Annotated in this window: 24 protein-coding genes and 1 riboswitch; of the genes, 17 read left to right on the forward strand and 7 right to left on the reverse strand. The window is 48.1% G+C overall.

Going from position 1 to position 25,219, the window contains the following annotated elements; genetic code table 11:
* The first annotated feature begins 45 nt into the window (after window positions 1-45).
* On the forward strand, window positions 46-1,857 hold the full coding sequence (recQ, locus tag SD53_RS03545; protein WP_046518846.1) for a DNA helicase RecQ: 1,812 nt from the start codon (window positions 46-48) through the stop codon (window positions 1,855-1,857).
* Here the strand turns inward: recQ and SD53_RS03550 are convergent.
* Window positions 1,839-2,156 carry a c-type cytochrome gene (locus SD53_RS03550; RefSeq protein WP_046518847.1) on the reverse strand — a complete coding sequence of 106 codons (318 nt, stop codon included), beginning with the start codon at window positions 2,154-2,156 and terminating at the stop codon, window positions 1,839-1,841. The two genes, recQ and SD53_RS03550, sit on opposite strands and share 19 nt — an antisense overlap.
* 181 nt (window positions 2,157-2,337) lie before the next feature.
* Between SD53_RS03550 and SD53_RS03555 the strand changes: the two genes are divergently transcribed.
* The 4 genes from SD53_RS03555 (at window position 2,338) to SD53_RS03570 (ending at window position 7,800) form a co-directional block, all read left to right on the forward strand.
* The gene (locus SD53_RS03555; protein ID WP_052749238.1) at window positions 2,338-3,786 is read left to right on the forward strand and encodes a protein adenylyltransferase SelO; all 1,449 of its coding nucleotides are present in this window, start codon (window positions 2,338-2,340) and stop codon (window positions 3,784-3,786) included.
* Between the two features lie 10 nt (window positions 3,787-3,796).
* A complete protein-coding gene (locus tag SD53_RS03560; protein ID WP_046518848.1) occupies window positions 3,797-4,114 on the forward strand; it encodes a DUF3630 family protein in 318 nt (105 codons plus the stop codon).
* Window positions 4,105-6,987 (forward strand): EAL domain-containing protein, encoded by a 2,883-nt coding sequence (locus SD53_RS03565; protein ID WP_046518849.1) that lies wholly within the window; start codon window positions 4,105-4,107, stop codon window positions 6,985-6,987. The genes SD53_RS03560 and SD53_RS03565 overlap by 10 nt, the downstream gene beginning before the upstream one ends.
* A 225-nt stretch (window positions 6,988-7,212) precedes the next feature.
* Entirely contained in the window at window positions 7,213-7,800 is a 588-nt protein-coding gene (locus SD53_RS03570; protein ID WP_046518850.1) for a YkgJ family cysteine cluster protein, read from the forward strand.
* Window positions 7,801-7,803: 3 nt separating this feature from the next.
* Here the strand turns inward: SD53_RS03570 and SD53_RS03575 are convergent, their stop codons facing one another.
* The 4 genes from SD53_RS03575 to SD53_RS03590 form a co-directional block, all read right to left on the reverse strand.
* Complete coding sequence (locus SD53_RS03575) at window positions 7,804-8,583, reverse strand: hypothetical protein (RefSeq protein WP_046518851.1); 780 nt, start codon at window positions 8,581-8,583, stop codon at window positions 7,804-7,806.
* A 110-nt stretch (window positions 8,584-8,693) separates the two neighbouring features.
* Window positions 8,694-9,083 (reverse strand): hypothetical protein, encoded by a 390-nt coding sequence (locus tag SD53_RS03580; protein WP_046518852.1) that lies wholly within the window; start codon window positions 9,081-9,083, stop codon window positions 8,694-8,696.
* A 42-nt stretch (window positions 9,084-9,125) separates the two neighbouring features.
* Window positions 9,126-10,529: a sigma-54-dependent transcriptional regulator gene (locus tag SD53_RS03585; protein ID WP_046518853.1), complete on the reverse strand. Its 1,404-nt coding sequence runs from the start codon at window positions 10,527-10,529 to the stop codon at window positions 9,126-9,128.
* Window positions 10,522-12,402: a sensor histidine kinase gene (locus SD53_RS03590; RefSeq protein WP_046518854.1), complete on the reverse strand. Its 1,881-nt coding sequence runs from the start codon at window positions 12,400-12,402 to the stop codon at window positions 10,522-10,524. The genes SD53_RS03585 and SD53_RS03590 overlap by 8 nt, the downstream gene beginning before the upstream one ends.
* Window positions 12,403-12,705: 303 nt before the next feature.
* Between SD53_RS03590 and SD53_RS03595 the strand changes: the two genes are divergently transcribed.
* The 7 genes from SD53_RS03595 (at window position 12,706) to SD53_RS03625 (ending at window position 18,399) form a co-directional block, all read left to right on the forward strand.
* Entirely contained in the window at window positions 12,706-14,130 is a 1,425-nt protein-coding gene (locus SD53_RS03595) for a cytochrome ubiquinol oxidase subunit I (protein WP_046518855.1), read from the forward strand.
* Window positions 14,130-15,173, forward strand: a complete 1,044-nt coding sequence (gene cydB, locus SD53_RS03600) for a cytochrome d ubiquinol oxidase subunit II (protein ID WP_106693128.1) — start codon at window positions 14,130-14,132, stop codon at window positions 15,171-15,173. The genes SD53_RS03595 and cydB overlap by 1 nt, the downstream gene beginning before the upstream one ends.
* Before the next feature lie 302 nt (window positions 15,174-15,475).
* The gene (locus SD53_RS03605; RefSeq protein WP_046518856.1) at window positions 15,476-15,793 is read left to right on the forward strand and encodes a hypothetical protein; all 318 of its coding nucleotides are present in this window, start codon (window positions 15,476-15,478) and stop codon (window positions 15,791-15,793) included.
* 105 nt (window positions 15,794-15,898) lie between these two features.
* On the forward strand, window positions 15,899-16,459 hold the full coding sequence (locus tag SD53_RS03610) for a CBS domain-containing protein (protein ID WP_046518857.1): 561 nt from the start codon (window positions 15,899-15,901) through the stop codon (window positions 16,457-16,459).
* A gap of 283 nt (window positions 16,460-16,742) precedes the next feature.
* The gene (locus SD53_RS03615; RefSeq protein WP_046518858.1) at window positions 16,743-17,015 is read left to right on the forward strand and encodes a hypothetical protein; all 273 of its coding nucleotides are present in this window, start codon (window positions 16,743-16,745) and stop codon (window positions 17,013-17,015) included.
* A gap of 125 nt (window positions 17,016-17,140) precedes the next feature.
* Window positions 17,141-17,578: a PACE efflux transporter gene (locus SD53_RS17920; RefSeq protein WP_052749239.1), complete on the forward strand. Its 438-nt coding sequence runs from the start codon at window positions 17,141-17,143 to the stop codon at window positions 17,576-17,578.
* 98 nt (window positions 17,579-17,676) lie between these two features.
* Window positions 17,677-18,399 carry a helix-turn-helix domain-containing protein gene (locus SD53_RS03625; protein ID WP_046518859.1) on the forward strand — a complete coding sequence of 241 codons (723 nt, stop codon included), beginning with the start codon at window positions 17,677-17,679 and terminating at the stop codon, window positions 18,397-18,399.
* Here the strand turns inward: SD53_RS03625 and SD53_RS03630 are convergent.
* Together SD53_RS03630 and SD53_RS03635 are read right to left on the reverse strand one after the other, a co-directional pair.
* Window positions 18,377-19,237 (reverse strand): SMP-30/gluconolactonase/LRE family protein, encoded by an 861-nt coding sequence (locus SD53_RS03630; protein ID WP_046518860.1) that lies wholly within the window; start codon window positions 19,235-19,237, stop codon window positions 18,377-18,379. The two genes, SD53_RS03625 and SD53_RS03630, sit on opposite strands and share 23 nt — an antisense overlap.
* A 19-nt stretch (window positions 19,238-19,256) precedes the next feature.
* On the reverse strand, window positions 19,257-20,768 hold the full coding sequence (locus SD53_RS03635; protein WP_046518861.1) for an FAD-binding oxidoreductase: 1,512 nt from the start codon (window positions 20,766-20,768) through the stop codon (window positions 19,257-19,259).
* A gap of 221 nt (window positions 20,769-20,989) precedes the next feature.
* On the opposite strand from SD53_RS03635, the gene SD53_RS03640 reads away from it, so the two are divergent.
* The 5 genes from SD53_RS03640 (at window position 20,990) to thiS (ending at window position 25,219) form a co-directional block, all read left to right on the forward strand.
* Window positions 20,990-21,313, forward strand: coding sequence for a type II toxin-antitoxin system RelE/ParE family toxin (locus tag SD53_RS03640; RefSeq protein ID WP_046518862.1), 324 nt, complete (start codon window positions 20,990-20,992; stop codon window positions 21,311-21,313).
* Window positions 21,310-21,585 carry a helix-turn-helix domain-containing protein gene (locus SD53_RS03645; RefSeq protein ID WP_046518863.1) on the forward strand — a complete coding sequence of 92 codons (276 nt, stop codon included), beginning with the start codon at window positions 21,310-21,312 and terminating at the stop codon, window positions 21,583-21,585. Before SD53_RS03640 ends, SD53_RS03645 begins: the two co-directional genes overlap by 4 nt.
* Window positions 21,586-21,754: 169 nt before the next feature.
* Window positions 21,755-21,870: riboswitch (TPP riboswitch) on the forward strand.
* Window positions 21,871-21,985: 115 nt separating this feature from the next.
* Window positions 21,986-23,935, forward strand: coding sequence for a phosphomethylpyrimidine synthase ThiC (gene thiC / locus SD53_RS03650; RefSeq protein WP_046518864.1), 1,950 nt, complete (start codon window positions 21,986-21,988; stop codon window positions 23,933-23,935).
* Window positions 23,932-25,014 carry an FAD-dependent oxidoreductase gene (locus SD53_RS03655; RefSeq protein WP_046518865.1) on the forward strand — a complete coding sequence of 361 codons (1,083 nt, stop codon included), beginning with the start codon at window positions 23,932-23,934 and terminating at the stop codon, window positions 25,012-25,014. The genes thiC and SD53_RS03655 overlap by 4 nt, the downstream gene beginning before the upstream one ends.
* Complete coding sequence (gene thiS / locus SD53_RS18240) at window positions 25,007-25,219, forward strand: sulfur carrier protein ThiS (RefSeq protein ID WP_052749241.1); 213 nt, start codon at window positions 25,007-25,009, stop codon at window positions 25,217-25,219. The genes SD53_RS03655 and thiS overlap by 8 nt, the downstream gene beginning before the upstream one ends.

Raw genomic sequence — 25,219 nt, forward strand, 5'->3', positions numbered from 1 at the left:
TGACACAATGCTTAAGACAGATTACAATGCGCCAGTTTTTTCATAATGCAGCACCGCCCTTTGCCACAACTAGTGTTCGACACCTTAAAACAAGCTTTTGGTTACAGCCAGTTCCGTCACGGACAACTGGAGGTGATCCAGGCTTGCCTGAGCGGTCAGGACACCTTTGTGCTGATGCCAACAGGGGGCGGAAAATCGCTGTGCTATCAGTTACCTGCTTTGCTTTTGCCTTATGTCACTGTGGTGGTTTCGCCTTTAATGTCGCTGATGAAAGATCAGGTTGACGCCTTACAGGCCAACGGTATAGCGGCTGAATTTATTAACAGCAGCCAAAGCCGGGAAGAAATTCAGGAAGTGATCCGCCGCTTGCGTCAGCAGCAACTGAAACTGCTGTATGTCGCGCCGGAACGCCTGTTGCAACCGGATTTTATCGCGCGCCTTACCGAGGTGGGGGTGAGCCTGTTCGCCATAGACGAAGCGCACTGTATTTCACAATGGGGTCACGATTTCAGACCGCATTACACTGAACTGGCACAACTGAAGCACTATTTCCCGCAGGTGCCTATGATGGCGCTGACCGCCACAGCAGACCCGGCTACACAAAAAGACATCAGTCGCCAACTGAATTTACAACAGCCTTATGTCTCAGTGGGCAGCTTCGACCGACCCAACATCCGCTATACAGTGCAGGAAAAATTCCGCCCGCTGGAACAGGTGGTCAATTACCTGAAACAACAGGAACAACAAAGCGGCATCATTTATTGTGCCTCACGCCGTAAAGTGGATGAACTGACCGAGCAACTGGCAGGCAAAGGTTTTCAGGTCGCGGCTTATCATGCCGGTTTGACCAATGAACAACGTAATGCGGTGCAGGAAGCCTTTAAGAAAGATCAGATCCAACTGATTATCGCCACTGTGGCTTTTGGCATGGGCGTAAATAAGTCCAATATTCGTTTTGTCATCCACTTCGAATTACCCCGCACTATTGAGGCTTATTATCAGGAAACAGGCCGGGCTGGCCGGGATGGTGTTGCCGCTGAAGCTTTAATGCTGGTCGACCCTGCCGATATAGCCCGGATGCGTAACTGGATAGAACAAGACGAAAACAACAGCAGAACCGAAGTCGCGTTACAGCGCTTTAATCAAATGGCAGCTTTTGCTCAGGCGCAAACCTGCAGGCGTTTAGTGCTGCTGAATTATTTTGGTGAATCCAGCCAAAAACCCTGCGGCAACTGTGATGTCTGTATAGACCCACCGAAACAATTTGATGCGACCGAACTGGCCAGAAAGGCGTTGTCCTGCGTCTATCGGGTTAATCAAAGCTTTGGCATGAATCATGTCATTGATGTACTGCGGGGCAGTCAGACCAGCCGCATTCAGGAGTTGGGGCACGACAAACTCTCGACTTATGGCATAGGCAAAGATCAATCGCACGATTATTGGCTGAGTATTTTGCGCCAATTAGTACATTGTGGTTTATTACAGCAGGATATCAGCCAGCATTCAGTGCTGAAGCTGCAAGAAGCCGCCCGGGCTGTATTACGTGCTGAACAAACACTGCAACTGGCTGTGCCTCGTCTGGCGCAAAGCAAAGCCAGTAGCAGTAAAACCACAGCACCACAAAACTATGACCGTAAGCTGTTTGCCCGGTTAAAAGTATTACGTAAAGCCATAGCAGAACGCGACGACGTGCCCCCATTTGTGGTGTTCTCGGATGCGACACTGATAGAAATGGCGCAGGCCTGCCCCACCAATAGCCAGCAGTTTTTAGCCATCAGTGGTGTAGGCCAAACCAAATTAGGACGGTACGGCGCTGATTTCCTTGATTTAATCAGTGATTATTTAGCGGGCGACTGAGCTGGCAAAGCGGCAAAATACGCTGCTATATCCAGAATATCTGCATCAGACAAACCTGCAGCCATAGGGGACATCACGGCATGTTTACGTCCGCCATCCCGGTACGCTTTGATCGAGAGTTCCAGATACTTCTGTTTCTGACCAGCCAGATTAGGATAATCCGGTAAGACTGAAATGCCTTCAGCACCATGGCAAGCCGAACAGACTGCCGCTTTACTTTTTCCTGCGGTGGTATCCTGCGCTGAAACCTGGGCAGACAATCCAACTAAAACCACTATGCTCAAAGATATAGATCGCATTCTTGTTATTCTCCCTGATGCTAGACTTTGGTTTATTTTTACTATGTTTTTTCCATTAAAGACCTAAGTACTTGTTTATACAAGTCAGAGACTGAAATTCAGTAAAATCAATACTCCAGAAAGCGCTTGAGCTAACGGCACACAGCGACGACAATGGGCCATTGCCGTTTTGGGATTTGTTATGTCACTTCTGTTCAATTCGACCTACGCCTCAGCGTTGCCTGATTTAGTCAGCGCAGTTGCAGTAACCCCTTTCGCAGAGCCAAAACTCTTAGCCTATAGTGCTGATACTGCGGCTTTATTGAAGATCCCTGCTGAATTTTTTCAGCAGCCTGATGCGGCCTACTACTTAAGTGGCAAAAAGCTGTTTGAAGGCAGCAAGCCAATAGCGCAAAAATATGCCGGTCATCAGTTTGGTCAATACAACCCTGAATTAGGCGATGGCCGGGGTTTGTTGTTGGGTGATGTCCAAGGCGCTGATGGCAAAAGTTACGACCTGCATTTAAAAGGAGCTGGCCGCACGCCTTATTCGCGTTTTGGTGATGGCCGGGCTGTGCTGCGCTCCAGCATTCGCGAATTTTTAGCGTCCGAAGCTATGTTTCATTTAGGTATACCCAGCAGCAGGGCTCTGAGTCTGGTTGGCAGCAACGAGCCAGTGCAACGGGAAACCATAGAACAAGGGGCGATGATTATCCGGGTCTGCCCCAGTCATATCCGCTTTGGTCATTTTGAGCACTGTTTTTATACTGGCGATAAAACCCAGTTAAAACGGCTGGTCGACTTTACGCTGCAACAGCATTTCCCTGAATGCCTGAACGCAGCACATCCGGCTTTGGCTATGCTGCAACAGGTTGTGATCCGTACCGCAGAACTGATCAGCCACTGGCAAGCTGTCGGTTTTAATCACGGAGTGATGAATACCGACAATATGTCGATTTTGGGCATCAGCTTTGATTATGGTCCTTATGCCTTTTTAGACGACTATCAGCCGGGTTATATCTGTAATCACTCCGATCACAGTGGCCGTTATGCCTTTGACGAACAGCCCGGTATAGGTTTGTGGAATTTGAACGCGTTGGCGCATGCTTTATCGCCTCTGATTGAAGTCGAGGACTTACGCGCTGCATTGGGGTTGTATGAGCCAACTTTAGTCCGTCATTACATGGCTTTAATGGGCAAAAAACTCGGACTTACAACACAGCAGCCTACAGACCGGGCCCTGATCGGCCAATGGCTGGCACTATTGCAGCAACAGCAGCAGGATTACACGTTAAGCTTTCGCCGTCTGGCTGATTTTTCGGACGATGCTCTGGGCTCTTCTGTCCGCGATCATATGTTGGATGTCGCCGCTTTTGATCAGTGGGCCAGCCTGTACCGTGCCCGTCTGACTAAGGAAAACAGCAGTGCCGCTGAACGTAAAAGTCTGATGAATAGCATCAACCCTTTGTATATTCTGCGGAATTACTTAGCTCAGCAGGCGATCACAGCGGCCGAACAAGGCGATACAACCCCCTTGCATGACCTGATGCAGGTATTGCAGCACCCCTATCACGAAAAGCCCGGCAAAGACGCCTTTGCAGCCCCGCCGCCCGCTTGGGGCAAAGCAATGACAATTTCCTGCAGCAGTTAACGGATATCTGATGAATAGCGAAACAAGCAATGGTTTTATTGTACAAATTGAACAGGCACAGCTACGACTGACCCCTTTGTGGCCACTGCGCTTTGAGCAGGTGCAACAGTGTAGGTTGTGGTTTGCACAAAGTGCCGTCAAAACCGGTAGCTTTTGTTATGGTGCCGACAGAGTGGAATTGGCATTCAGTTTTGCAGGAGAGTCATTTACGTTTTGTTACGAAGACTATAGTGAAAGTTTTTGGGTCACAGCTGACAGTGGGGGCAGCGCTATGCTACTGTCAGAATTAGCAAAAGAATTCAGTAGCTTGGAGATTAAATGTCGGTAAAACTGCAGCATGGAATAAAGCTCTGGTGGTTTCTGCTGCTGCTCTGTTGCCATAGTGCTTTTGCCTTTCATGCTCAGGTTAATCGTTTTGATAAACAGCTTACTCGTGTTGAGCTGGGCCCTAATTTGTATTTTCAGCAGACTCATAAAGCTCTGCCGCTGGAAGAACTGATTTTTGACCCGGAGCGGCATCATGCCTTTCGGCTGGTCAGCGAATACAAAAAGTCTTTGCAAAGTACCGACCAGTCGCTTTGGTTATTTACCCGTTTGCATTACACAGGCCAGACTGCCATTCAAACCATTGTGCACTACGATTTCCCACTGGCTGACGTCGTGCAGGTGTATAGCTACAACAGAGTGAAAAACGAACTGCAACTGTTAAGCAGCACAGGGGCCTCTGTGCCTTTTTATCAACGCGCCCTCGCCTATCGTAGCTTCGCCTTTCCCCTCGATTTTGCACCAGATCAGGAACTGGACTTATTTATTAAAGTGCAGGATGCCGCTATCGCGCCCGCTGAGCTGACCTTATGGCAGAACAATGATTTTGTATTGGACCAGTTGTATAAAAATATTCTGGATGGACTGTTGTGTGGCGTGTTATTGCTGATGGCGCTCTACAACCTGTTTTTGTATTTCTCGCTGCAACAGCGACTGTATTTGTATTATGCCGGTTTCTTTATTCATTGCGCTTTAGTACTGGCAATACTCAACGGCCTGGCTTTTGCGATGCTTTGGCCCGATTATCCTGAAATCAATCAGGCCATTTTGTATGTTGCGGCCGGGGCCACCTTCGCCTGTCTGACCCTCTTTAACTGGCACTTGCGTCAGCAGCAAGGCAACATTCTCGGACGTTTTGGTTTTTACCTTTGCTTAGTCAGCGCATTGTTATTGCTGTTCAGTCCACTTTATGCCAACAGCCAGCTTCGATTTTGGGGCTTGCTGGTTGTAACCGCGCTCTGTCTGGGCGTTAATACATTGTTTGCGCTGATGCATGCGATCCGAGGTGATCGCGCCGCCAAAACCTTTGCCGTCGGCTGGGCTTTTTTCTTTGGTTGTATCCTGATATTAGCGCTGTCACAAATAGGCTATTTACCTGCAGCTCAGGCCTGGCAGTATCTGTTGCTGATGGCGATGACTGGCAGCATGGCATTGATGAGCTTTAGTTTATTGCAAAATATCAACGCCAAGGCCGAGCAAAGTATCGAGCACCAGCACCAGGCTAACGCCCATTTGCAGCAGTATTACGACATTTACCACAATGCCGTAGAAGGTATGTTCACCAGCACCTTACAAGGTCAGCTCATCACCGCCAATCAAGCATTACTGACGATGCTGGGCTATCAAAACCTACAACAAATGCAACAGGATGTCGCCAAAACCGGCATGGTTCGCTATTACGCCAACCCGGATGACAGGGTACAGATGCTGAAACAGTTGCAACTTGGAGACAACAAGAATTTTGAAATCAAAGGTTTACGTGCTGATGGTTCGGCCTTTTGGGCTCTGATGTCGGCCCGGTTGGCTAAAGGTGACGGCGAACATAGTGCTTATGTGCATGGTTCGATCGTGGACATTACCGCGCATAAACAAAATACCGAACAACTGGCTTATCTGGCGACCCACGACCCGCTGACCTCTTTGTATAACAGACATTATTTTATTGAACAGTTAGAGCACATATTGCGTTTTGGCCATCAGGCGACCTTGCTCTATTTGGACATTGACCAGTTTAAACTGATTAATACCACCTGCGATCACAGAGCCGGAGATGCCTTGTTATGTCAGATCAGTAACCAAATGCAGCGGGTGTTGCATGACAGAGGTATTTTGGCACGGCTGGAAAGTGATGAGTTTGTGGTATTGCTGCCTCATTTGAGCAGCAATGAAGCTTTTGCTATTGCCCATCAGTTGCTGGATACAGTGAAAGAATTCCGCTTCATCTGGCAGGACAGTGTCTTCAGCATCAGTGTCAGTATAGGCCTGGCAGAGAACTCTGACGGTAATCAAAGCACTGAACATTGGCTGAAACAAGCAGACTCCGCCTGCTTTGTTGCCAAAGAAAAAGGCCGTAACCGTATTCATATGTTCAATGCCGACGATGAAGAATTACAGCGCCACCAATCTGAAATTCAGTGGTTAAAAACCTTAAGGCAAGCGCTGGAACAAGATAATTTTGTGCTTTTTATGCAGCCTATCCGCGCCATTCAACAGGACCTGCCAGGCTTGCACTATGAGTTACTATTGCGTTTATCTTTACCTGAACAGGGGTTAATCGCACCGGGGAATTTCTTAAGCTCTGCCGAACGTTATGGCCTGATGCCACAAATCGATCGCTGGGTGATCCGCAACTACTTCCGCTGGCTGGCCCAACAACCTGCCCATCTGGCAGAGCTCAGTCTGGCGAATATCAACTTATCCGGCGCTTCGTTAACAGATCCGCTGTTTAAAGCTTATGTCAGTTCCTTATTTCGCGAGTACCAGATCCCTTTTAGTAAGATCTGTTTTGAAATCACCGAGAGTATGGCGATTTTAAATGTGCACCAGACGCTGGATTTTATCTCCCACTTCAGGCAACTGGGCTGTAAGTTTGCTTTAGACGACTTCGGCAGTGGATTTTCGTCTTATGGTTATCTGAAAAACTTCCCGGTCGACTTTGTCAAAATCGATGGCAGCTTTGTCCGCGACTTGCTGATCGATCCCTTTGATTGCGCCATAGTGCAGTCTATCCACGACATTGCCAGAGCGATGCAGATCCAAACCGTAGCCGAATATGTTGAAAATATGGAGATTTGTCACAAGCTCACCGAAATGGGCATCGACTTCGCGCAGGGCTATGGCCTGGCCAAACCCCGTCCTTTATATCAGCAGGACTAAGCCTCACCGCTCGCCAAACTCATTGCAGTTGCAGTGAGGCGACCAGTGCGTGAGACCCCAGGAGCATAGTTTATCGATGTGACTGGGGCGAGCGCGCCAAGCTAACAAAGCTACAGTTTCAAGTACGAAGGGATATATTTTCAGAGCCCTATTGCTGAGTCTTAATAGCTATCATTACAATAGCGCCCCGCCCCACAGGGGTAATGCTGTTTGTTCGGAGCACCTATGCAACAGCTACGCGATACCGCTTCTCAACTGATGATCCTCAACGACGAAATTGCTCAGACTTACAGTCGTTATCAAAACGATCGTAAGTTGTTTTGCCGCAGTGGCTGTGGTCAATGTTGTCTGCATCCGGGTATTGAAGCGTCAGTACTGGAAATGTTGCCTTTGGCTTTGCATTTGTATGATCAGGGTATTGCCGAAAGCACATTGGAGGCTTTGCAGCAGCATACCGCCGAAGGCTGTTTTTTCTATCAGGCCAGCTCTGACGATCGTAAAAGTGGCCAGTGTGGTGTTTACCCTTACCGTCCCGCCGTCTGCCGGATGTTTGGTGCCGCGGGCTACAGTGGTCGTTCAGGCGAAGTCTTGTTATCGATTTGCAAAGTGATACGAGCCGATGAACCTGAAGCAGTGATAGCCACAGAACAAAGCCTGCACAGCGAAACCCCACCTATGATGCGTCATCACAAAGCTCAAATCGCCCGACTGGATTACGAGCTCAGCAAAGAAAATATGCCAATTAAACAAGCCACGCTTGCCGCTTTGGAAAAAGTGCTGACTAAAGCTTATTACGCTGCTTTTGCTGAATAAGCCTTAACTTTTCACCGGAGCCGCAGTTGGTTGTCTGACCGGCGTTTTAGTGGCTGTAGCTGGTTCTGCTTTTGCTTCAGGTTTTTTATCCAGCTCTTTATGCAAAACAGGAATTAGAGCGGCCACATTGGCATGGGGGATCAGCTTGACCTGATCCTGATGATAAATCCATAAATAGGCCACGGTACGGGTAATAATCTGTACCTGGTTTAATTGCCGTATTTCTTTACCACCGGGTTGGATCGGATAAATCAGGCTAAGTTGATACTGTTCAGTTTGGTGAGTTTTAATCGCCTGAGCGATTTTTGGAACCTGATGAGTACTGGCAAAATACAGATAAAATACAAAAGTAAAAACGCCCACAACCCAATTTGGTAACAATGGTGTCGACCGGTAAGACTTATCAATCCACAGGGCGTATTTGAGATATTTTTTCCGGCACTGGCGGTCAATCCAGAGCACAACAATCACAGAAACAGTACCGATGATTAAATTCAAAATGGTTTTAGGATGAGCAATGGCAGCCAATAAAAAGTCTGTGAGTTCCAGATAAGGCAAAACATAAAACTCAAACTCATCCAGCAGAGCAAGAGTAAAAATCAGCCCCATGACACTGGCGATTAAATAGCCAAAGGTCAACACTAAACTTGGGTGCTTGAGAAAGAATCGACTAACAGTTCTCAGCTCAGCATCAGACTGCTGATCCATTTTCGGACCGTAAATAGGGATAGCAACGTCTGCCGCCAAATCAGTCCGTTGTGCTGTCTGTTTTAACTCATTCATAGCAAAGTCTTATTTACATCATCATTACATGACTGTAAAGCAGGCTGAATGACAGAGCAATAACTATCTCCAGCTCGGCTTTTGCTTTGTATCCGTTGTCAGGAAGGGGGTCAAAGCCGCTGCAAAAATTGTTTAGCGTAGCTGAGCGCTGTATCCGTATGGCTAAAATGTTGGGGTTTGTGGGAGTGCTGATACTTCATTTCCAACAACTGCTGTTGGATTGGGTTTAAACCGATAAAACAACGCAGTACACAACCATGCTGATCTTCCCAGGTACTGAAGTCTGTCATCATACTGATAGCGTCCGGGGTGGCCAGTTCCCAGCCTTGCATATCCATCACGCGCGCCCAGTTTTTACCGGCAAATCCTTGTACCACAGCTTTTACATCCTCAATTAGCTGTGCTGAGCCCTGTTTATTCCAGGCGCCCTGAATTTCGCACAATAACACCTGCCCCTGCGGGGTTACACTGAATTTTCCATGCGCAATAGCATCTGTCATAGCTGGTACTCCTATTCGCTAACTCATTGAGTATAGATTGATTTAATCATCACCCAATTCAGTCAGCCCATATCGCTCAATTTTTTTCAGCAAGCCCTGACGAGAAATACCCAAGGCCCGGGACGCCTGACTCTTATTGCCATGACACTGGACCATGGCCTGCTGGATCAAACGGATCTCCAGGGCTTTGACCTGCTCATCCAGACTACTTAAATCCGCTCCGGGTTCCAGTTCGGGGTCAGTTTCTCTGGTTTGATGCTCCAGATGCAACAGCTGAATATCGGCAAGTCGGATCACACCTTGCTGAGCTATAGCAGCGACACTTTCCAGCGTGTTCTTTAATTCACGTACATTGCCAGGCCAGTGCTTTTGTAAAAACCAACTGATAGCAGCAGATTCCAGTTGCAGTTTCTGCCCATACTGCACACTAAGCTGTTCCAAAAAAAACTGGATCAGCAGTGGAATATCTTCGCGCCGCTCATCCAGAGCGACAGTCTCAATAGTCACGCCTTTGATCCGGTAATACAGATCTTCACGAAACTTGCCCTGTTTGACCAGGTCCGGCAGATTGGCATTGGTTGCCGACACTAAGCGGATATCAATTTTTTGCTGCTCACGCCCCCCTACAGGGTAAAAGGTGCCTTCCTGTAATACCCGTAACAACTTTACCTGCATCGGCAGCGGCATTTCGCCTATCTCATCAAGAAACAAAGTACCGCCATCGGCCAGCTTTAACAGGCCTTGCCGGTCTTTGTCTGCGCCGGTAAAAGCACCTTTGACGTAACCAAACAGCTCACTTTCCAGTAAATCCGCCGGGATAGCGCCACAGTGTACCGAGACAAAAGCCTTGTCGGCGCGTGGACTTAATTCATGCAAAGCGCGCGAAATCACTTCTTTGCCTGTACCAGAAGGGCCTGTAACCAGCACCCGGACCTCCGTCGGCGCTATACGTTGTACTAAGGTACGAACTGTTTCCATATGCCGCGAATGCCCGGCTAACTTCGGCAAAAAACTTTGTTGTTGTAAGCCCTGCTTTAACTGTCGGACTTCCTTTTCTAACTGATGTTTGGTGATAGCGCGTTTGACCACCACCGCCAATAACTCTGGATCTATTGGTTTGGCAATAAAATCCCAGGCACCTTGTGCTATGGCTTGCAACGCCAGCTCGCGTTCAGCGTGGCCGGTTAAAATAATCACAGGCCGGCTGGAAAACTCGGGGACAGCAGCCAGTGTGGCCGCAGGGTCAAAGGCCGGAGGCAAAGCCAAATCAAGCAAAATCAAGTCGGCGTCAAACTGCTGTAATTTACTTCGGGTGTCGTCCAGATTAGCAGCACCAGCCACCTGATAGCCCTGTTGTTGCAAAAAACGTTCGGCCAGTAAGCGAAAAGCTGGTTCATCATCCACAATCAGAATACGCGCCGGATGCGGCGTTGTTGCATTAAACATCTGGGGAATCCTTTGGAAACAAAAGTTCAAAACTGACAGGCCAACCCAAATCGGTACGAAAACAGATCTGGCCCTGATGGGCATCCATAATACGTTTCACTATCGCAAGGCCCAGGCCACTGCCGCCGCTGCGTTTACTGATAAAAGGCCGGAACAATTGTGCTGTGGTTAAACTGGCATCCAGGGCCGGACCATTATTATGAACCCGTACCCGGATAAAACCGCCGCTTAACGTGACTTCAACCTTCAAGGTGGCATTGGCCTGATTGCGCAGAAAAGCATTGGCATTATCAAACAAGTTTAAAAACACCTGCTGCACTCTGTGTTGGTCGGCCGATACGATCAGACCGGATGGTACCTCCAGCTCCAGCTTGACCTGTTGCCAGTCAAATTGCTGCAATAAGCTTTGTAGCAAAGGTTCCAATTCAATCTGGCTGTATTGCAGTTGCAGACGGCCTGAGTACACCAGCATATCGGAAATCAGCCGATCAGCTCTTTTGAGCTGGAGCTGAATATGGCCGCGTAGTTCTGCATCTACCCCAGCAGATGCCATCGAAATAATATTCAGCGGATTACGCAGCTCATGTGCCATAGACGCCGCCAAAGCGCCCATTTCAACCAAATGTTGTTGCGCCAGTTGCTGTTTTTCTGCTTCCGCCAGTTGTAGCGACTGCGCCAACAGTTCACAACTGCTGCCAAGCAAAGAACCAAACACCTGGGCCACTAAACGAATACCAGGCGTCATATCGTCCCAGCCCAGCAGCTCCACCTGCCAACGTCCACTTTGAGGGTAACATCGAATTTTTAGCTGACTATCGATCACCGGCTCTGCGGAGGCTGCTGGCAATTCAACCTGCACTTTTTGCTTTAACGCTGCAGACAGCAGTTGCGCTGATTTTTCGCTGAGCCCACTCCAGTTCTGACATGAGCTCAATTGCTGGCGCCAGGTATTGATCAGAGTCTGATCCAAAGTGGCACCGGGGTAAATTAACCGTTCCGCCAGTCGGGCAACGGGCCGGTAACAGGCTGCGGTCAGTAGCAGCACCAAACTGGAATACAACCACAACTGCCAGCCTGGCACGCTGGCCAATGCCTGCATTCCCAACTGGCCAAATACAGAGCTGACCAACGCCATTAACAGTAGCAATAACAAGGACATCACTAACCAGAGCAAAGCCCGGTTCGCCAGCGCGTTCACCGCCAGCATCTGATAACGCACTACGCCGTACACCAGCAACACCGGATAAGTTGGCAACAACAACATAGGATAAGGAAACCAGTCCAGCCCAAACGAAGGAAACACCACAGGAGTCGCCAGCAATAAACCCCAGCCTCCGGCTAAAAACATAGCGACAATAGAGCGTTTTTTATTGCCCTGATGATAACGCCAGCCAAACCACAACACCGCATGTGCCAGAATACCCAGTGCAACTGTGTATAACAGGTTTAAAAAGCCATAAGAGTGAAAGACAAAAACCTGACCCAAAGCCGCACTTTGCAGCACGTCACCGGCATCCAGACTCCAGCTCAGCAACACCACCACCGCAGTCAGAAAATACAACCAGCCGATATGGCGTCGTGCCCAGCTTAACCAGGGGGCGCGCACTTTATCCTGCTCAACAAACCTTAAAGCAAAATGCAGGAAAAATGTTGGCATCAATGGATTCGCCAACAACAGATAACGACCCAGTTGCGGCTGGTCATGGATCACAAATACATGGCCTAAACACCAGAGCGCCATCATGGCACCAAAGCCAGCCAAACCAGCCAGGGTTTGTTGGTAGCGCGAATGCCACCACAGCCAGCCTGACATCAGTCCGGCGCACGCACTGGTGACAAGCATCATCAGCTCAAACGCTAAAATCAAATCCATAGCCTACCGTAAACTTAGTTGTCACCTATTCGTGCTAAAATCGTAAATGAAGTTAACACTCACTGCAAATTTATAATTTTATTCCTTCAAAATCATTATGTTACATAGAATAAAAATTATGGCCTGATTCTGGCACTACAAAGAGCAGCAGCACTGTTGCTGTATAACTTGTCAACAAAGAGAACATTATGCCAGACCTGTCTATTCTTGCTGCCGAACTGCTGACCATGTTGCTGTTGTTGTCTGTGGCACTTGTGCCTTCAGCGCTGAGCCGGTTCAAAGCCGGAAAATAAGGAGTTTGTGATGGAACTTGATGTCAGTATCCTCTCACGAATACAGTTTGCCTTTACCGTAAGCTTCCATATTATTTTCCCTTCTATCACCATAGGTTTAGCTACCTTGATAGCGATCTGGGAAGGCTTATGGCTGAAAACCGGTAACCCCCAGTATCTGCAATTGGCTAAGTTCTGGATCAAACCTTTTGCCATCACCTTCGGTATGGGTGTGGTGTCCGGCATAGTGCTGTCTTACGAGTTTGGTACCAACTTCTCCAAATTTTCAGAAATAGCCGGTGCTGTACTTGGACCTTTGATGGCTTACGAAGTACTGACCGCATTTTTCCTTGAGGCAGGTTTTTTAGGGGTCATGCTGTTTGGCTGGCAACGGGTCAGCGCCAAAATGCACTTTTTCGCCACAGTCACTGTGGCTGTAGGCACCTGGATCTCGGCCTTCTGGATTATCGCGGCGAACTCCTGGATGCAGACTCCTCAGGGCCATCAAATAGTCGACGGAAAATTTGAGGTGGTCAGTTGGTTTGACGTGATTTTTAACCCGTCGATGCCTTATCGTTTTACCCACATGCTGCTGGCCGCTTTTATCACTGCTACTTTTGTCGTGATGGCGACTCACGCCTGGTATTTACGCAAAGGCCAGCATCAGGAGTTTGGCCGTAAAGGGCTGTCGATGATGCTGTGGTTTGCTCTGGTACTGACCCCACTGCAAGCCTGGGTAGGTGATTTGCATGGCCTTAATGTCAAAGAACATCAGCCGGTGAAACTGGCGGCGATGGAAGGAATTTGGGCCGAAAAAGAAAGTAACGTGCCGCTGTTGCTGTTTGCAGTGCCAGATATGAAGGCTGAAGGCAACCATTATGAAGTGGCAATACCCGGTCTTGCCAGTCTGATTTTAACTCATGACTGGCAGGGTGAGCTGCAAGGCTTAAAATCAGTACCGCCTGAAGACAGGCCTCATGTCCCCATGGTGTTCTTTAGCTTCCGCATTATGGTCGGCATAGGTGTACTGATGATAGGTGTTGCCTTGATCGGAGCTTATCTGCGCTGGCGTGGCACTTTGTATCAGAGTCACTGGTTCCTCCTGCCCGTAAGCTTTATGGCGCCAACAGGTGTCATTGCCGTGCTGGCAGGCTGGTATGTAGTAGAAATAGGCCGTCAGCCCTGGATTATTTATGGTCTGGTGCGTACCAGCGAGATTGTCAGTCCTCTGCCTGCAGAACGTGTTTTGTTCTCTCTGACTCTGTTTGTCCTGACCTACAGCCTGCTGTTTGGTGTTTATCTGTACTTTATGCGCAAGTTGATCAAAAAAGGTCCGGCGCCGATCGAGCAACTGGAACAACAACGCATTGGAGTGAAGGCATCAGGTTATGCCCTGTCTTTTACCAAAGCTTTAGCGACTGATACCGACCCATCATCAACCAAAGGAGCCAACTAATGGAGCTGGAACTGAGTTTAGGCTTGTTTTATTTGCTGCTACTTGGCTTTGCTATCCTGATGTACGTGTTATTGGATGGCTTTGACTTAGGTATAGGTATTTTATACCCCTGGTTTAATACAGACGCAGAACATGATCATTTGATGCGGTCGATTGCCCATGTCTGGGATGGCAATGAAACCTGGTTGGTGTTTGGTGGCGTGATTTTATTTGGCGCTTTTCCGGCGGCTTACGCTGCGATCACCTCTACCTTTTATCTGCCAATCATACTGATGTTAATTGGTTTGATTTTCCGCGGCGTAGCTTTTGAATATCGTTTTAAATCAGATACTTCAAAAAGATACTGGAATATGGCCTTCGCTGCAGGCTCCAGTCTGGCTGCTTTTTGTCAGGGCCTGATGCTGGGAACCCTGGTACAAGGTGTGCCGGCAGACTTTATCAATCAGTCCAGTTTCAATTGGTTGAGTCCCTTTAGTCTGTTTTGTGGTCTAGCGGTTATGGCAGGCTACGCCCTGCTGGCCTGTTGCTATCTGGTGATGAAAAGCCGCGGTGAACTGCAACAAAAAGCGGCGCGTTATGGCCAGCGTTTGTTACTGATGGTCATGTTATCCATGCTGCTAGTCAGCTTGTGGACGGTCTGGATTGAGCCGGAGATCCGGGCTCGTTGGTTTGGCGGCTGGCACGCTTTATGGTTAATCCCACTGCCTCTGTTGTCGGTGCTTGCCGCCCGTTTATTATTCCGCGATTTAGGCCGGGTTCATCGCAGCCTTCAAGCGGAAACTGCAGTGCATGAACGCCATGAAGAGCGGCCGTTCTGGCTGGCGTCCGGATTATTCCTGCTGGCCTTTGTTGGCTTGCTGGTCAGCGTATTCCCTTATCTGTTACCACGCCAACTGACTTATATGCAGGCTGCGGCACCAGATAGCAGCCTGATCTTTATGTTGCCTGGTATCTTCATTTTTGTACCGCTGATTTGCGCTTATACGCTATGGGGTTACAAAATTTTTGCCGGTAAAGTGGAAGATTATCAGGAGGGGTACTGATGAAATTGAGCGGGAAAAAATTATCTCAAACCCAGTGGTTTGTTATTTTATATCTGGCTGGTTTTTTAACTTTAACTTTGGTCGCGTGGTTATTAAAACAAGGAATGAAGTTTTTATAACAGGGTAAAATCAAGCCTTTCTGCTTAAAAAATAACAGGTTTTTATTGATCTGACGCAAATAAAGTGGCAATCAGTGAGCCTGTTATTTTCATTTTTTTCATTTTTTTATTTGCATTTTAAAAAACACTGCTGCTATAGTCAGATAAAGGCCAAGCTGTTTTGGTCCTGACCGGACGCGAAAGATGAAGTATTTAAGTTTTATCGCAGTGTTGTTTTACCTGAGTTTACTGTTCCCAACGGTAAGCCATTCTGCATCCAGCAGTTGGGTAGATTTACAACAACCGAATAAAAACTTCAGTCTGGCTCTGGTTGCCGCAGTCACACATTCCACTGTCGATTCGACAGAAACTTCAGGTGATGATGAGAAAAGTCCGGTCTGCTGGAATAGTTTCGAATTCCCGTTAGCATCTGGCAGCGCTTATCAGCACAGCCAAAACCAATTCAGTACGACGCAAAAAAGCTGCTACGCAGCCCGTGCACCGCCAGTACACCTCTCTTAAATCATTGAAATTGTCAGAGTTTCCGGCTTTATAGTCACTATCTGACGACATCCATTGTATTGATTTCAGTTTCGCTGCCTCTGAGCGGACTGACGAGAGGTTTCTATGAAAAAGTTAAATTTATTCAACGTTGATGCAATAGACCATTTAGTTCAACCAGCCGAATTTGCTGAAGCCAATTTAAATTCAGCAGCGCTGGACTTTGTGTCTGACTTTAAAACGAATAGCCCCATGATGATTGATGCCAATACCTGTGCTGTCGAAGCAGAGGATATGATGAATCATGAGCATACCAAGCTAAAACTGGTGATAGACGCCAACCAGGAACTGGTTGGTTTAATCAGCTACGAACAGTTGTCTATCCAAAATGTATTGCAGCGTTTAGGCAAAGGCGTCAACCGCACTGATCTGACAGTGGCAGACTTAATGCGCCCGCGTTCAGAAATCAAAGCCTTAGCTTATGAGCAAATCAAACACTGCACCATAGGTGATGTGTTGAACACGCTGCAACATAATGGTGAGCAGTACTGCTTAGTGATAGATACTGAATCGCACCATATCCGTGGCGTGATCTCCGCAAGCGATATCGCCAGCCGTCTGCATATCCCGGTTCATATTGAAAAAGCGCCGACCTTTTTGAATATTTTTGACCGTATGTATGCCTGATAGACCTTAGCGACCAGTTTACTCTGGTCGTTGACGTATGTTTTCTTCCTGGTTTTCCCCGTTTCGTAGTCATTCCCGCGGAACGGGGTTTTTGAAAGCCGCCACAGAGCATGGGTACCTCCAAGACCTCCCCTCTGTCGGGTATTCCGATTCATGGCGGCGTTTTCCAACAGCATCATCCAATGATTTTTGCTAGTAGTCTCAGCCCTGTTGAGCTAAAGCTTTTCTGATCACGGCAGATATATAGGTATCAGCTTTCACTGCTTTTGATCAGGAGACAGAAATGAACGAAGCCAGCCGCCTACAAAGAATGCGTGAACTTGGAGTCCGTCTTCAGGAACTGCGTTTGCTGCCTTCGCACCCAGTCAACTCTTATGCCGGCGCAGCACTTAACTTTTTGTTCCAGAACTACCAGATTGAAAAACCAGCGGGAGCCCCTCTGGATGTAACGCTACGCGCCTTAGCCACAGGCCTGGCGTTAAGACACAATATGAGAACCCGGCCAGATCCGGACAAAGTCATCGACTTTTTCTGTCGCCACTATCAGGTGCATTAATTAAATTCTGCTGCCGTAAAAGCTGCTGAAAAGCAGCTTTTTGCGTTATACCTCAAGCTTTTGGCTGGTATGTATCGCACACAAATCCTCTAGACTACTGCTTTGTGTAGTCGAGAGGTATGCTGATGCGAAACAAGTTGGATTGGTTTCGTCATGCTTTGGCTTACGAATGCGGCGCCATAGTTTTACGTACTTTATGCACTCTGGCTGCAGCCGATACGGCTGTTGGCCGTGCATCGGCGTTTTCACTGTTGAGCTCCTGTACCGTATTTTTATTGACCTTAACTCACACCAAAGTATTTGATTATTTCTTATGGCGAGCCACTGGCTCTTTAGTCAAAGCAGGCAAAGTGCGGCTTTTGCATTGTGTCAGTTATGAACTGGCAGGGGCAGCAATCAGCATTCCTTTGACCTTATGGCTGCTGGACTTTAATCTGGCCCAGGCCTTGTGGCGTGAAGCCTTGATTTTTGTCGTGTTTTTGTTGTACACCTACCTGTATAACTACGGTTACGACCGTTTATTTCCGGTAACCCATGCTAAAACTTATTCTAAAAATAATTGATGTTGCAGCGCGGCGACAAATGAATAAATACCGATGGGCATAGTTAACCTCCGTGACTGGGGTCAGATGGCGCAATCAACAAAGCGGCAGCGTCTCGTATGATGAGACTATCGATTCGCGCCTATAGTCCTGAACCGCAAAGCCACAGCCATGATCACCATCAACTGGTGTTGCCTCTGTCTGGCCGGCTCGATTTGCTCATTAATCAGCAACAATTTCAGGTAGGTGCAGCAGAATGTCTGGTGATCCCGGCAGGCACAGAACATGGTTTTTCAGCCGCTGAACAATGTCGATTTTTAGTCGCAGATTTACTGCATTTGCCTGCACATTTGCTGCAGTTAGCTCAACCTGTGTTTCAACTGTCAGCCCGGATCCAGCCATACTTATTGGTATTGGAGGCGTTGTTGATAGAGCAGGATCAACAACTGTTGCCAGCAGCACAGCAGTTTTTCCTGCAACTGCTGGAAACAGAACAGCCAGCACCTGCTGTGGATAAAAGAGTGCGGCAAGCTTTGCTGTATATGCAGGAGCATCTGGCAGATGAGTTAGATTTACCTTTGCTTGCCAGTAAAGCCAATTTGAGTTTAAGTCAATTTAAACTGTTGTTTCGTCAGCAGGTTGGTAAGAACCCTGGGCAGTATTTAACCACTTTACGTATGCAGCACAGCCGCACTTTAGTGCTGTTTTCCAACCTGTCTGTGCAACACATAGCGCTGGAATGCGGCTATCAGTCAGCTTCTGCCTTTAGCGCACGTTTTTCCCAGCATTTTGGCCAAAGTCCACAAAAGTACAGAGGTATTATTCAGCCGGATCCAACTTAATCAGCTCTATCGCGCCACGTTTTTGCATAGTGACATAGAGTAATGTCGGATCTTTTTGTGAAAAAGTGACGTTGGTCGGAAACTCACCCTTTAGCTGATATTCCCGTAGCAATTTGCCATCAGGGCTGACTTTGGCAACCACACCTTTGCCATAACGGGCTATGTATAAATTACCTTGGCTATCGGCACGCATACCGTCTAAACCAAAATCTGGAAATTGGATCAGTACTCTTTTATTACTGGCGTTGAGTTGCTCATCTAAATCGTAGACCCAGACTCTGCGCTGCGCGCTCTCGTTGACATAAAGACGGGTTTGGTCTGGACTAATTTCCACGCCGTTGGTGGTACCCATATCTTTTTCAACCAGACTGGAACTGCCATCAGTTTCAATGCGCCACAACTGCCCTCTGCGATTTTTCCAATCCGGATCACTGGCAAAAATAACGCCATTCGCCGCTATGGTTAAATCGTTGGGCTGAAACATCAAGGGCTGATGCGCATGTAATTGCAGCTTCTTACCGTCGTAACGCCAGATGTTGTGGCCAGTATAATCGGCTATATACATCAGGCCTTTTTGGTCAAAACGAATACCGTTGCCAATACTGCCTTTGGGCAGGGTCAGAGCTAAACTCACCTCACCTTGAGGGCTGATTTTGCCAATGGTGCCTTCAACACCATAGTTCACTGCATACAAATAACCGTTTTTGTCTGTGGCAGGACCTTCTATGCTGGCGTGAAAAACGCCGTCAGGCACAAAATCTGTGCTGTCGATTGATGTTTCAGCCTGCACCACTACAGCGCCCAAAGATAAAAATAAAATCAGTACCTTATATCTCATTGGTTTTATCCTTTGTCTCTTAAGCTGGCTTTATGCCTTGAGCAAATCGCAGTAGCTGCTCAGGGTCGTAACGGCCTTTGAGTTGCTGCAGTTTTTCGTAGTGACGACCATAATAAGCCTCAGACCAGTTTTTAATCAAAGCGTCGGTGTAATTTAAATAGGCACCACCCGTACTATAGGGCTTCATCACAGTACGCATATGGTTGACCCACAGCGCCGCACCTTGCATTAACTTTTCATCAGCCCCGACAGGACGGCTCACCAGATACTGAGCGCTAAAAAGTGCATCTCTGTGGGCAAAAGCCGTGTGATCGGCAGGCACAGAACTGATAGCACCGCCCATCAGCGTCAGTAAAATACCGCCGGATAAACCTTGTTGCTGGCGCTGCTGCACTTGCCCCAATAAAGCTTCTAATCCCGCTCTGCTAATGACTTGATTAAAAAAGTCAGAACTGCCCGCCATAGCCACACGCTTGAGTTTGGCTTGCTCTGATTGATGCGGTAGTTTGCACTCTGGCATCTCCAAACCCGCACAGTCAGTCAGCATATATTCGCGATAATTATGCAGCACCACATCCTGCTCTACAGGTTGCACTGGCAAACGCCTTAACCAATTCACCCATTGCTGCTGCAGCAATTTAATCTGGCCTAAACTGGTGACCCGGATTTGCAATTGGGGTTCATGATCTGGTTCACCACGCCACCATAAAGCCGCCTGAGACCATAAAGCTTCGGGTAACTGATGACTCCAGTGTTGCCATAAATTCAATACAGGCAATGCATCTTTTAACGCGAAATAAGCATGGCAACTTAAGATATCGGCCGTGGCAAAGGTTTGAAACTTCAGCCGGGTGACTATGCCAAACTGGCCACCACCGCCTCCTCTTAAACCCCAAAATAAATCCGCGTTTTGTTGCTCATTACAACGCAGCACTTCGCCATCTACAGTGACAACTTCGGCTTCCAGCAGCGCATCACAAGTCAAACCGTATAAACGATCGGCTATGCCAAAACCACCACCCAAAGTTAAACCGGCAATACCTACACCGACACAACTGCCTCCCGGAATAGAGCGGCCTTTTTTACTTAACTGATCATAGATATCACCGAGCTTAGCCCCGGCTCCTATCCAAGCCGTGTCGTCTTCGGCTTCATGCTGAATATCGGCCATTAAAGCTAAATCCAGCAAAATGCCTTTAGTGCTCGAGTAACCGGCATAGTTATGGCCGCCGCTACGGCCTGTGATCGGTAACTGAAACTTGCGGGCAAAAGCTAAAATCTGCTGCACATCTGAAGTATTAGCGCAGCGGGCTATCACCGCAGGAGTAATGCTGTCATAACGCGAGTTGGCCGCTTTATAAAACCGACTAAAACCAGCATCGGAAGGAAATAATAACTGACCGGAAAAACTGGCTTTGAGCTGTTGCCAGTCATCGGGGTCGGGCAAAGCTCTGGCCGGGCCAGACTGGCAGCCGGCGACAGTGGCTAAAGCTATAGTGCTACTTAAAGCTAAAAAATGACGTCTGTCCAAAAGCAAGTCTTTTCAAAATGAGAACCGCAGGCAAATTAGCATAAATTGGCAGGATCTTCTTGTGGCATTACCGAAATAAGACCTCTCATCACTACCAGTAGTGAATCTACTCTATGTTTTCGTATTGTAGCTAAGCTTAGTACATGGACACTTGACGTACAAATTGTGGACAATAACGACAACAAAAGTTATCATATAAGATAACAAGGTAGAGATTACCTATGAGTTGGAAAATTGATTTTTATGCTGGCGTAGAAGAGCAGATCCTCGACATGCCAGCCAAAATTCAGGCAAGGATGATTAAGCTATTAGAGTTAATGGAAAAACATGGAGCAAATCTGAACCCACCGCATACGGAATCTATGGGCAATGGCTTATTTGAAATACGAGCTAAAGCCCAGGAAGGGATTGGGCGCGGGTTATTTTGTTACTTAAAAGGCAAGCATATCTATGTGTTGCATGCCTTTGTAAAAAAGTCTCAAAAAACACCGAAAAATGAGCTGGAACTTGCCCGCGAACGACAAAAAGAGGTTCAACAGTTATGAGTCTGCAAAAACTAAAACAACGTGCTTTAGATAATCCGGAAGTGAAAGCTGAATACGAGCAGTTGGACGCTGAATTTAACTTTATTGATCAACTCCTCTCCATGCGCACTCAAGCCGGGCTCACACAAGAACAGGTTGCACAAAGGATGCAGACACAAAAGAGCAATATCAGCCGCTTAGAAAAAGGTAACTCTAACCCGAGCTGGTCTACGCTGGTGAAATATGCCCATGCCTGTGGTTTTGAGCTTTCGATTAAGTCGCATAAGATCTGAGTTTTACTCAGGACACTGGGGAACAGAAAACTATGTTTTTACCCCTGTTTTTAGGGATACGTTAAGTCAATAATTGCCACACATTAGCTCACAAAAAACACAAGTTAGAAACAACACATCCACCAATTCCCCCTTGCCGTCCGAAAAAAAGCTGTTTATGCTGGTCACACTTAGCTTGTCGGAGTGCTGCACAAACCTGGTTTGTCAGCTGAGACCGCCCCTGGGCGGAATCCGTGGAACCTGAACAGGATAATACCTGCGGAGGGAAACAAGAGCGCCAACAGCGGCGGTGAGCCGTCTGCCTGTTGGCGCACTCATTCGGCTCATCTGTTGATGGCTGTCCACGCTTTTCCCAAGCTCTGTTGAAAATTAACTATTTAATTATTTCACCGGAGTTTATATGTCAGAAAATCAAAACCGTCGCGCCACCCGCGCTGCTGCCGAACAATTTATTCAGCAGTTTCAGGGCCAACCTTATCCCGCCAGCCGCAAGGTCTATATCGAAGGTGAATTGCCGGGCGTGAAAGTCGGCATGCGTGAAATTGAACTGCAGCCGAGTTTAATTGGTGGCAGCAAAGATAATCCGTTATTTCAGCCCAATGCACCAGTTCGGGTCTACGACACGTCCGGCCCTTATTCCTGCCCTGATGCTCAAATTGATATCCGTAAAGGTTTGCCAGCCCTTCGTACCGACTGGATCAAACAGCGTGGCGATACGGAGCTGGTGACAGACTTCGGTTCTGTCTACAGCAAAGAACAGTGGCTGGATGACAGCCTGCAAAGCTTAAGATTTGAAGCTTTAACAGAAAAACGCAAAGCCAAAGCTGGTGTGGCAGTGACACAGTTGGCTTATGCCCGTCGTGGCATTATTACTCCGGAAATGGAATACGTGGCCATTCGGGAAAACTTAAGCCGCGCTAATCTGGCTGCAACTACTGAAGCCCGAACTCAGCATAGAACCCAGCATCCGGGCCAGAGTTTTGGTGCCAACTTACCCAAACAAATTACCGCTGAATTTGTCCGGCAGGAAATAGCGGCTGGTCGCGCCATTTTACCTGCCAATATCAATCACCCTGAAATTGAACCTATGATTATTGGCCGTAACTTTCTGGTGAAAGTGAACGCCAACATCGGCAATTCAGCCGTTAGTTCGTCCATTGAAGAAGAAGTGGAAAAGCTGCTGTGGGCCACACGCTGGGGCGCTGATACAGTGATGGATTTATCCACTGGCCGTTATATTCATCAAACCCGCGAATGGATTATCCGCAACAGCCCTGTGCCTATTGGCACTGTACCTTTGTATCAGGCGCTGGAAAAAGTCGGTGGTATAGCCGAAGACCTAAGCTGGGACTTATTCCGCGACACCTTAATTGAACAGGCCGAACAAGGGGTGGACTATTTTACGATTCACGCCGGAGTGCGCCTAGCTTACGTGCCTATGACGGCCAAACGCCTGACCGGCATAGTATCCCGTGGCGGTTCTATTATGGCCAAATGGTGTCTGGCGCATCATAAAGAAAACTTTTTATATCAACACTTTGACGATATCTGCGACATTATGCGCGCTTACGATATCAGCTTTAGTCTGGGGGATGGCCTACGTCCTGGTTCTATTGCCGATGCCAATGACGAAGCTCAGTTTGCTGAGCTGAAAACCTTAGGTGAACTAACGCACCGCGCCTGGGCTAAAGAGGTGCAGGTGATGGTGGAAGGCCCTGGTCATGTGCCTATGCAGCTTATTCGTGAAAATATGCAGTTGCAGTTGGAGTACTGCGCCGAAGCGCCTTTTTATACCTTAGGCCCCCTGACCACAGATATAGCGCCGGGTTACGATCATCTGACGTCCGCCATTGGTGCTGCTCAGATTGGCTGGTATGGCTGCGCTATGCTCTGTTATGTCACGCCAAAGGAGCATTTGGGTTTACCTGATAAAAACGATGTCAAGGAAGGTTTGATTGCTTACAAAATAGCCGCCCACGCTGCCGATTTGGCCAAAGGTCATCCGGGTGCACAAATTCGCGATGATGCGTTATCCAAAGCCCGTTTTGAGTTTCGCTGGCAGGATCAGTTTAATTTAAGTTTAGACCCGGAACGCGCCCGCTCTTATCACGACCAAACTCTGCCCCAGGAATCCGGCAAAGTCGCGCACTTTTGTTCTATGTGTGGCCCGAAGTTTTGTTCGATGAAAATCAGTCAGGATGTGCGCGACTATGCCGCCAGCATTGAGGTAAAGCAGTTGGATGCAGCGCAGCAACAGGCAGAAATGCAGAAAAAGGCGCAGCAGTTCCGTCAGTCGGGTGCAGAGCTTTACCACGGCACAGATACCAAGCTGGAGGAGCCGCAACTATGAGCCCGACGCTGCTTATTCTGGGCGGCGGTTTAATGGGTCGTTTATGCGCTTTGGCTTTGTCCGAACCCGGACTTTGGCCAAAGCCAGCCCGAATTCGCCTGCTGGAAAAGGGGAGTTTTAGCCCTGACCAAGAGCTCTATCAACCCAAAGCTGCTTTTGCCGCTGCCGCTATGCTGTCGCCTTTGGCTGAATCTGTGCTTTTAGAACAGGATTTAGTCGAGCTCGGCTATCGCAGTATGCAGCTCTGGCAACAGCTGCAACAGCAACTGCCGGATTTTGGCCTGCAACAGCAAGGGGCTTTGCTGCTGGCGCACCCACAGCAACAGCACCTGTTACTGCATTTGGTCAGCCAAATTAAAACCCAGCCCAACTATCCACCCAAATGGCTGACTAAAACTGAACTGACCACACTTGAGCCTTCGCTGGCCGGGCGTTTTCAGCATGGTTGTTTTTTGCCGGGTGAAGGACAGCTCAATAATCAGGCGTTTTTACAGCATGCCCTGCAGTTATTGCAGCAACGTGGTGTAGCGCTGGAGGCTCAATCTTCTGTTGAGTTTAAAGGCGACGAGCTTTGGTGTAATGGCAAGTTGCAACACGCCGATCTGGTTATTGATTGCCGGGGTTTAGGTGCGGCCACTGAGTTGCCTCAATTACGGCCTGTACGAGGTGAAGTGCTAAGAGTTAAAGCACCGGCAGTACAACTTAGCCGTCCTGTACGGTTATTCCATCCGCGTTATGCGCTGTATGTCGCACCTAAAGGCGAAGGACTTTTTGTGGTGGGCGCGACAGAGCTGGAATCAGCCGATCAATCCGGTCCTTCGGTGCGTTCGACTTTGGAACTGCTTTCGGCCTTGTATTCAGTCGACCCTGCTTTTGCTGAGGCAGAAATTTTTAGCGTACAGGCTTCGGCCCGCCCTGCTTTGCCGGATAACAGACCAGTGATTTCAGACCAGCCAGGTCTGATTCGGGTCAATGGCTTATACCGTCACGGCTATTTATTGGGCCCGGCTTTGGCTGAACAAGTGGTCGAGCAGGCGTTGCTACAACTTAGTGAAGCAAAGGAGCTGTGTTATGGCTGAACAGATGAAAACAGAGCTAAGCATCTGGCTTAATGGCAAAAAAGAAAGCCTAGACTCCAACCAGTTAAGCCATCTACTACCACGTTTTAAATCCCCTTTTGCAGTGGCATTAAATGGCTGTTTTATTGCGGCAAATCAGTATCCAAACACAGTGCTTCAAGCCGGTGATCAGTTGGATATTGTCAGCCCTATAGCCGGAGGTTAA

The sequence above is a fragment of the Rheinheimera mesophila genome, assembly GCF_000986865.1.
Taxonomy (GTDB): domain Bacteria; phylum Pseudomonadota; class Gammaproteobacteria; order Enterobacterales; family Alteromonadaceae; genus Pararheinheimera; species Pararheinheimera mesophila.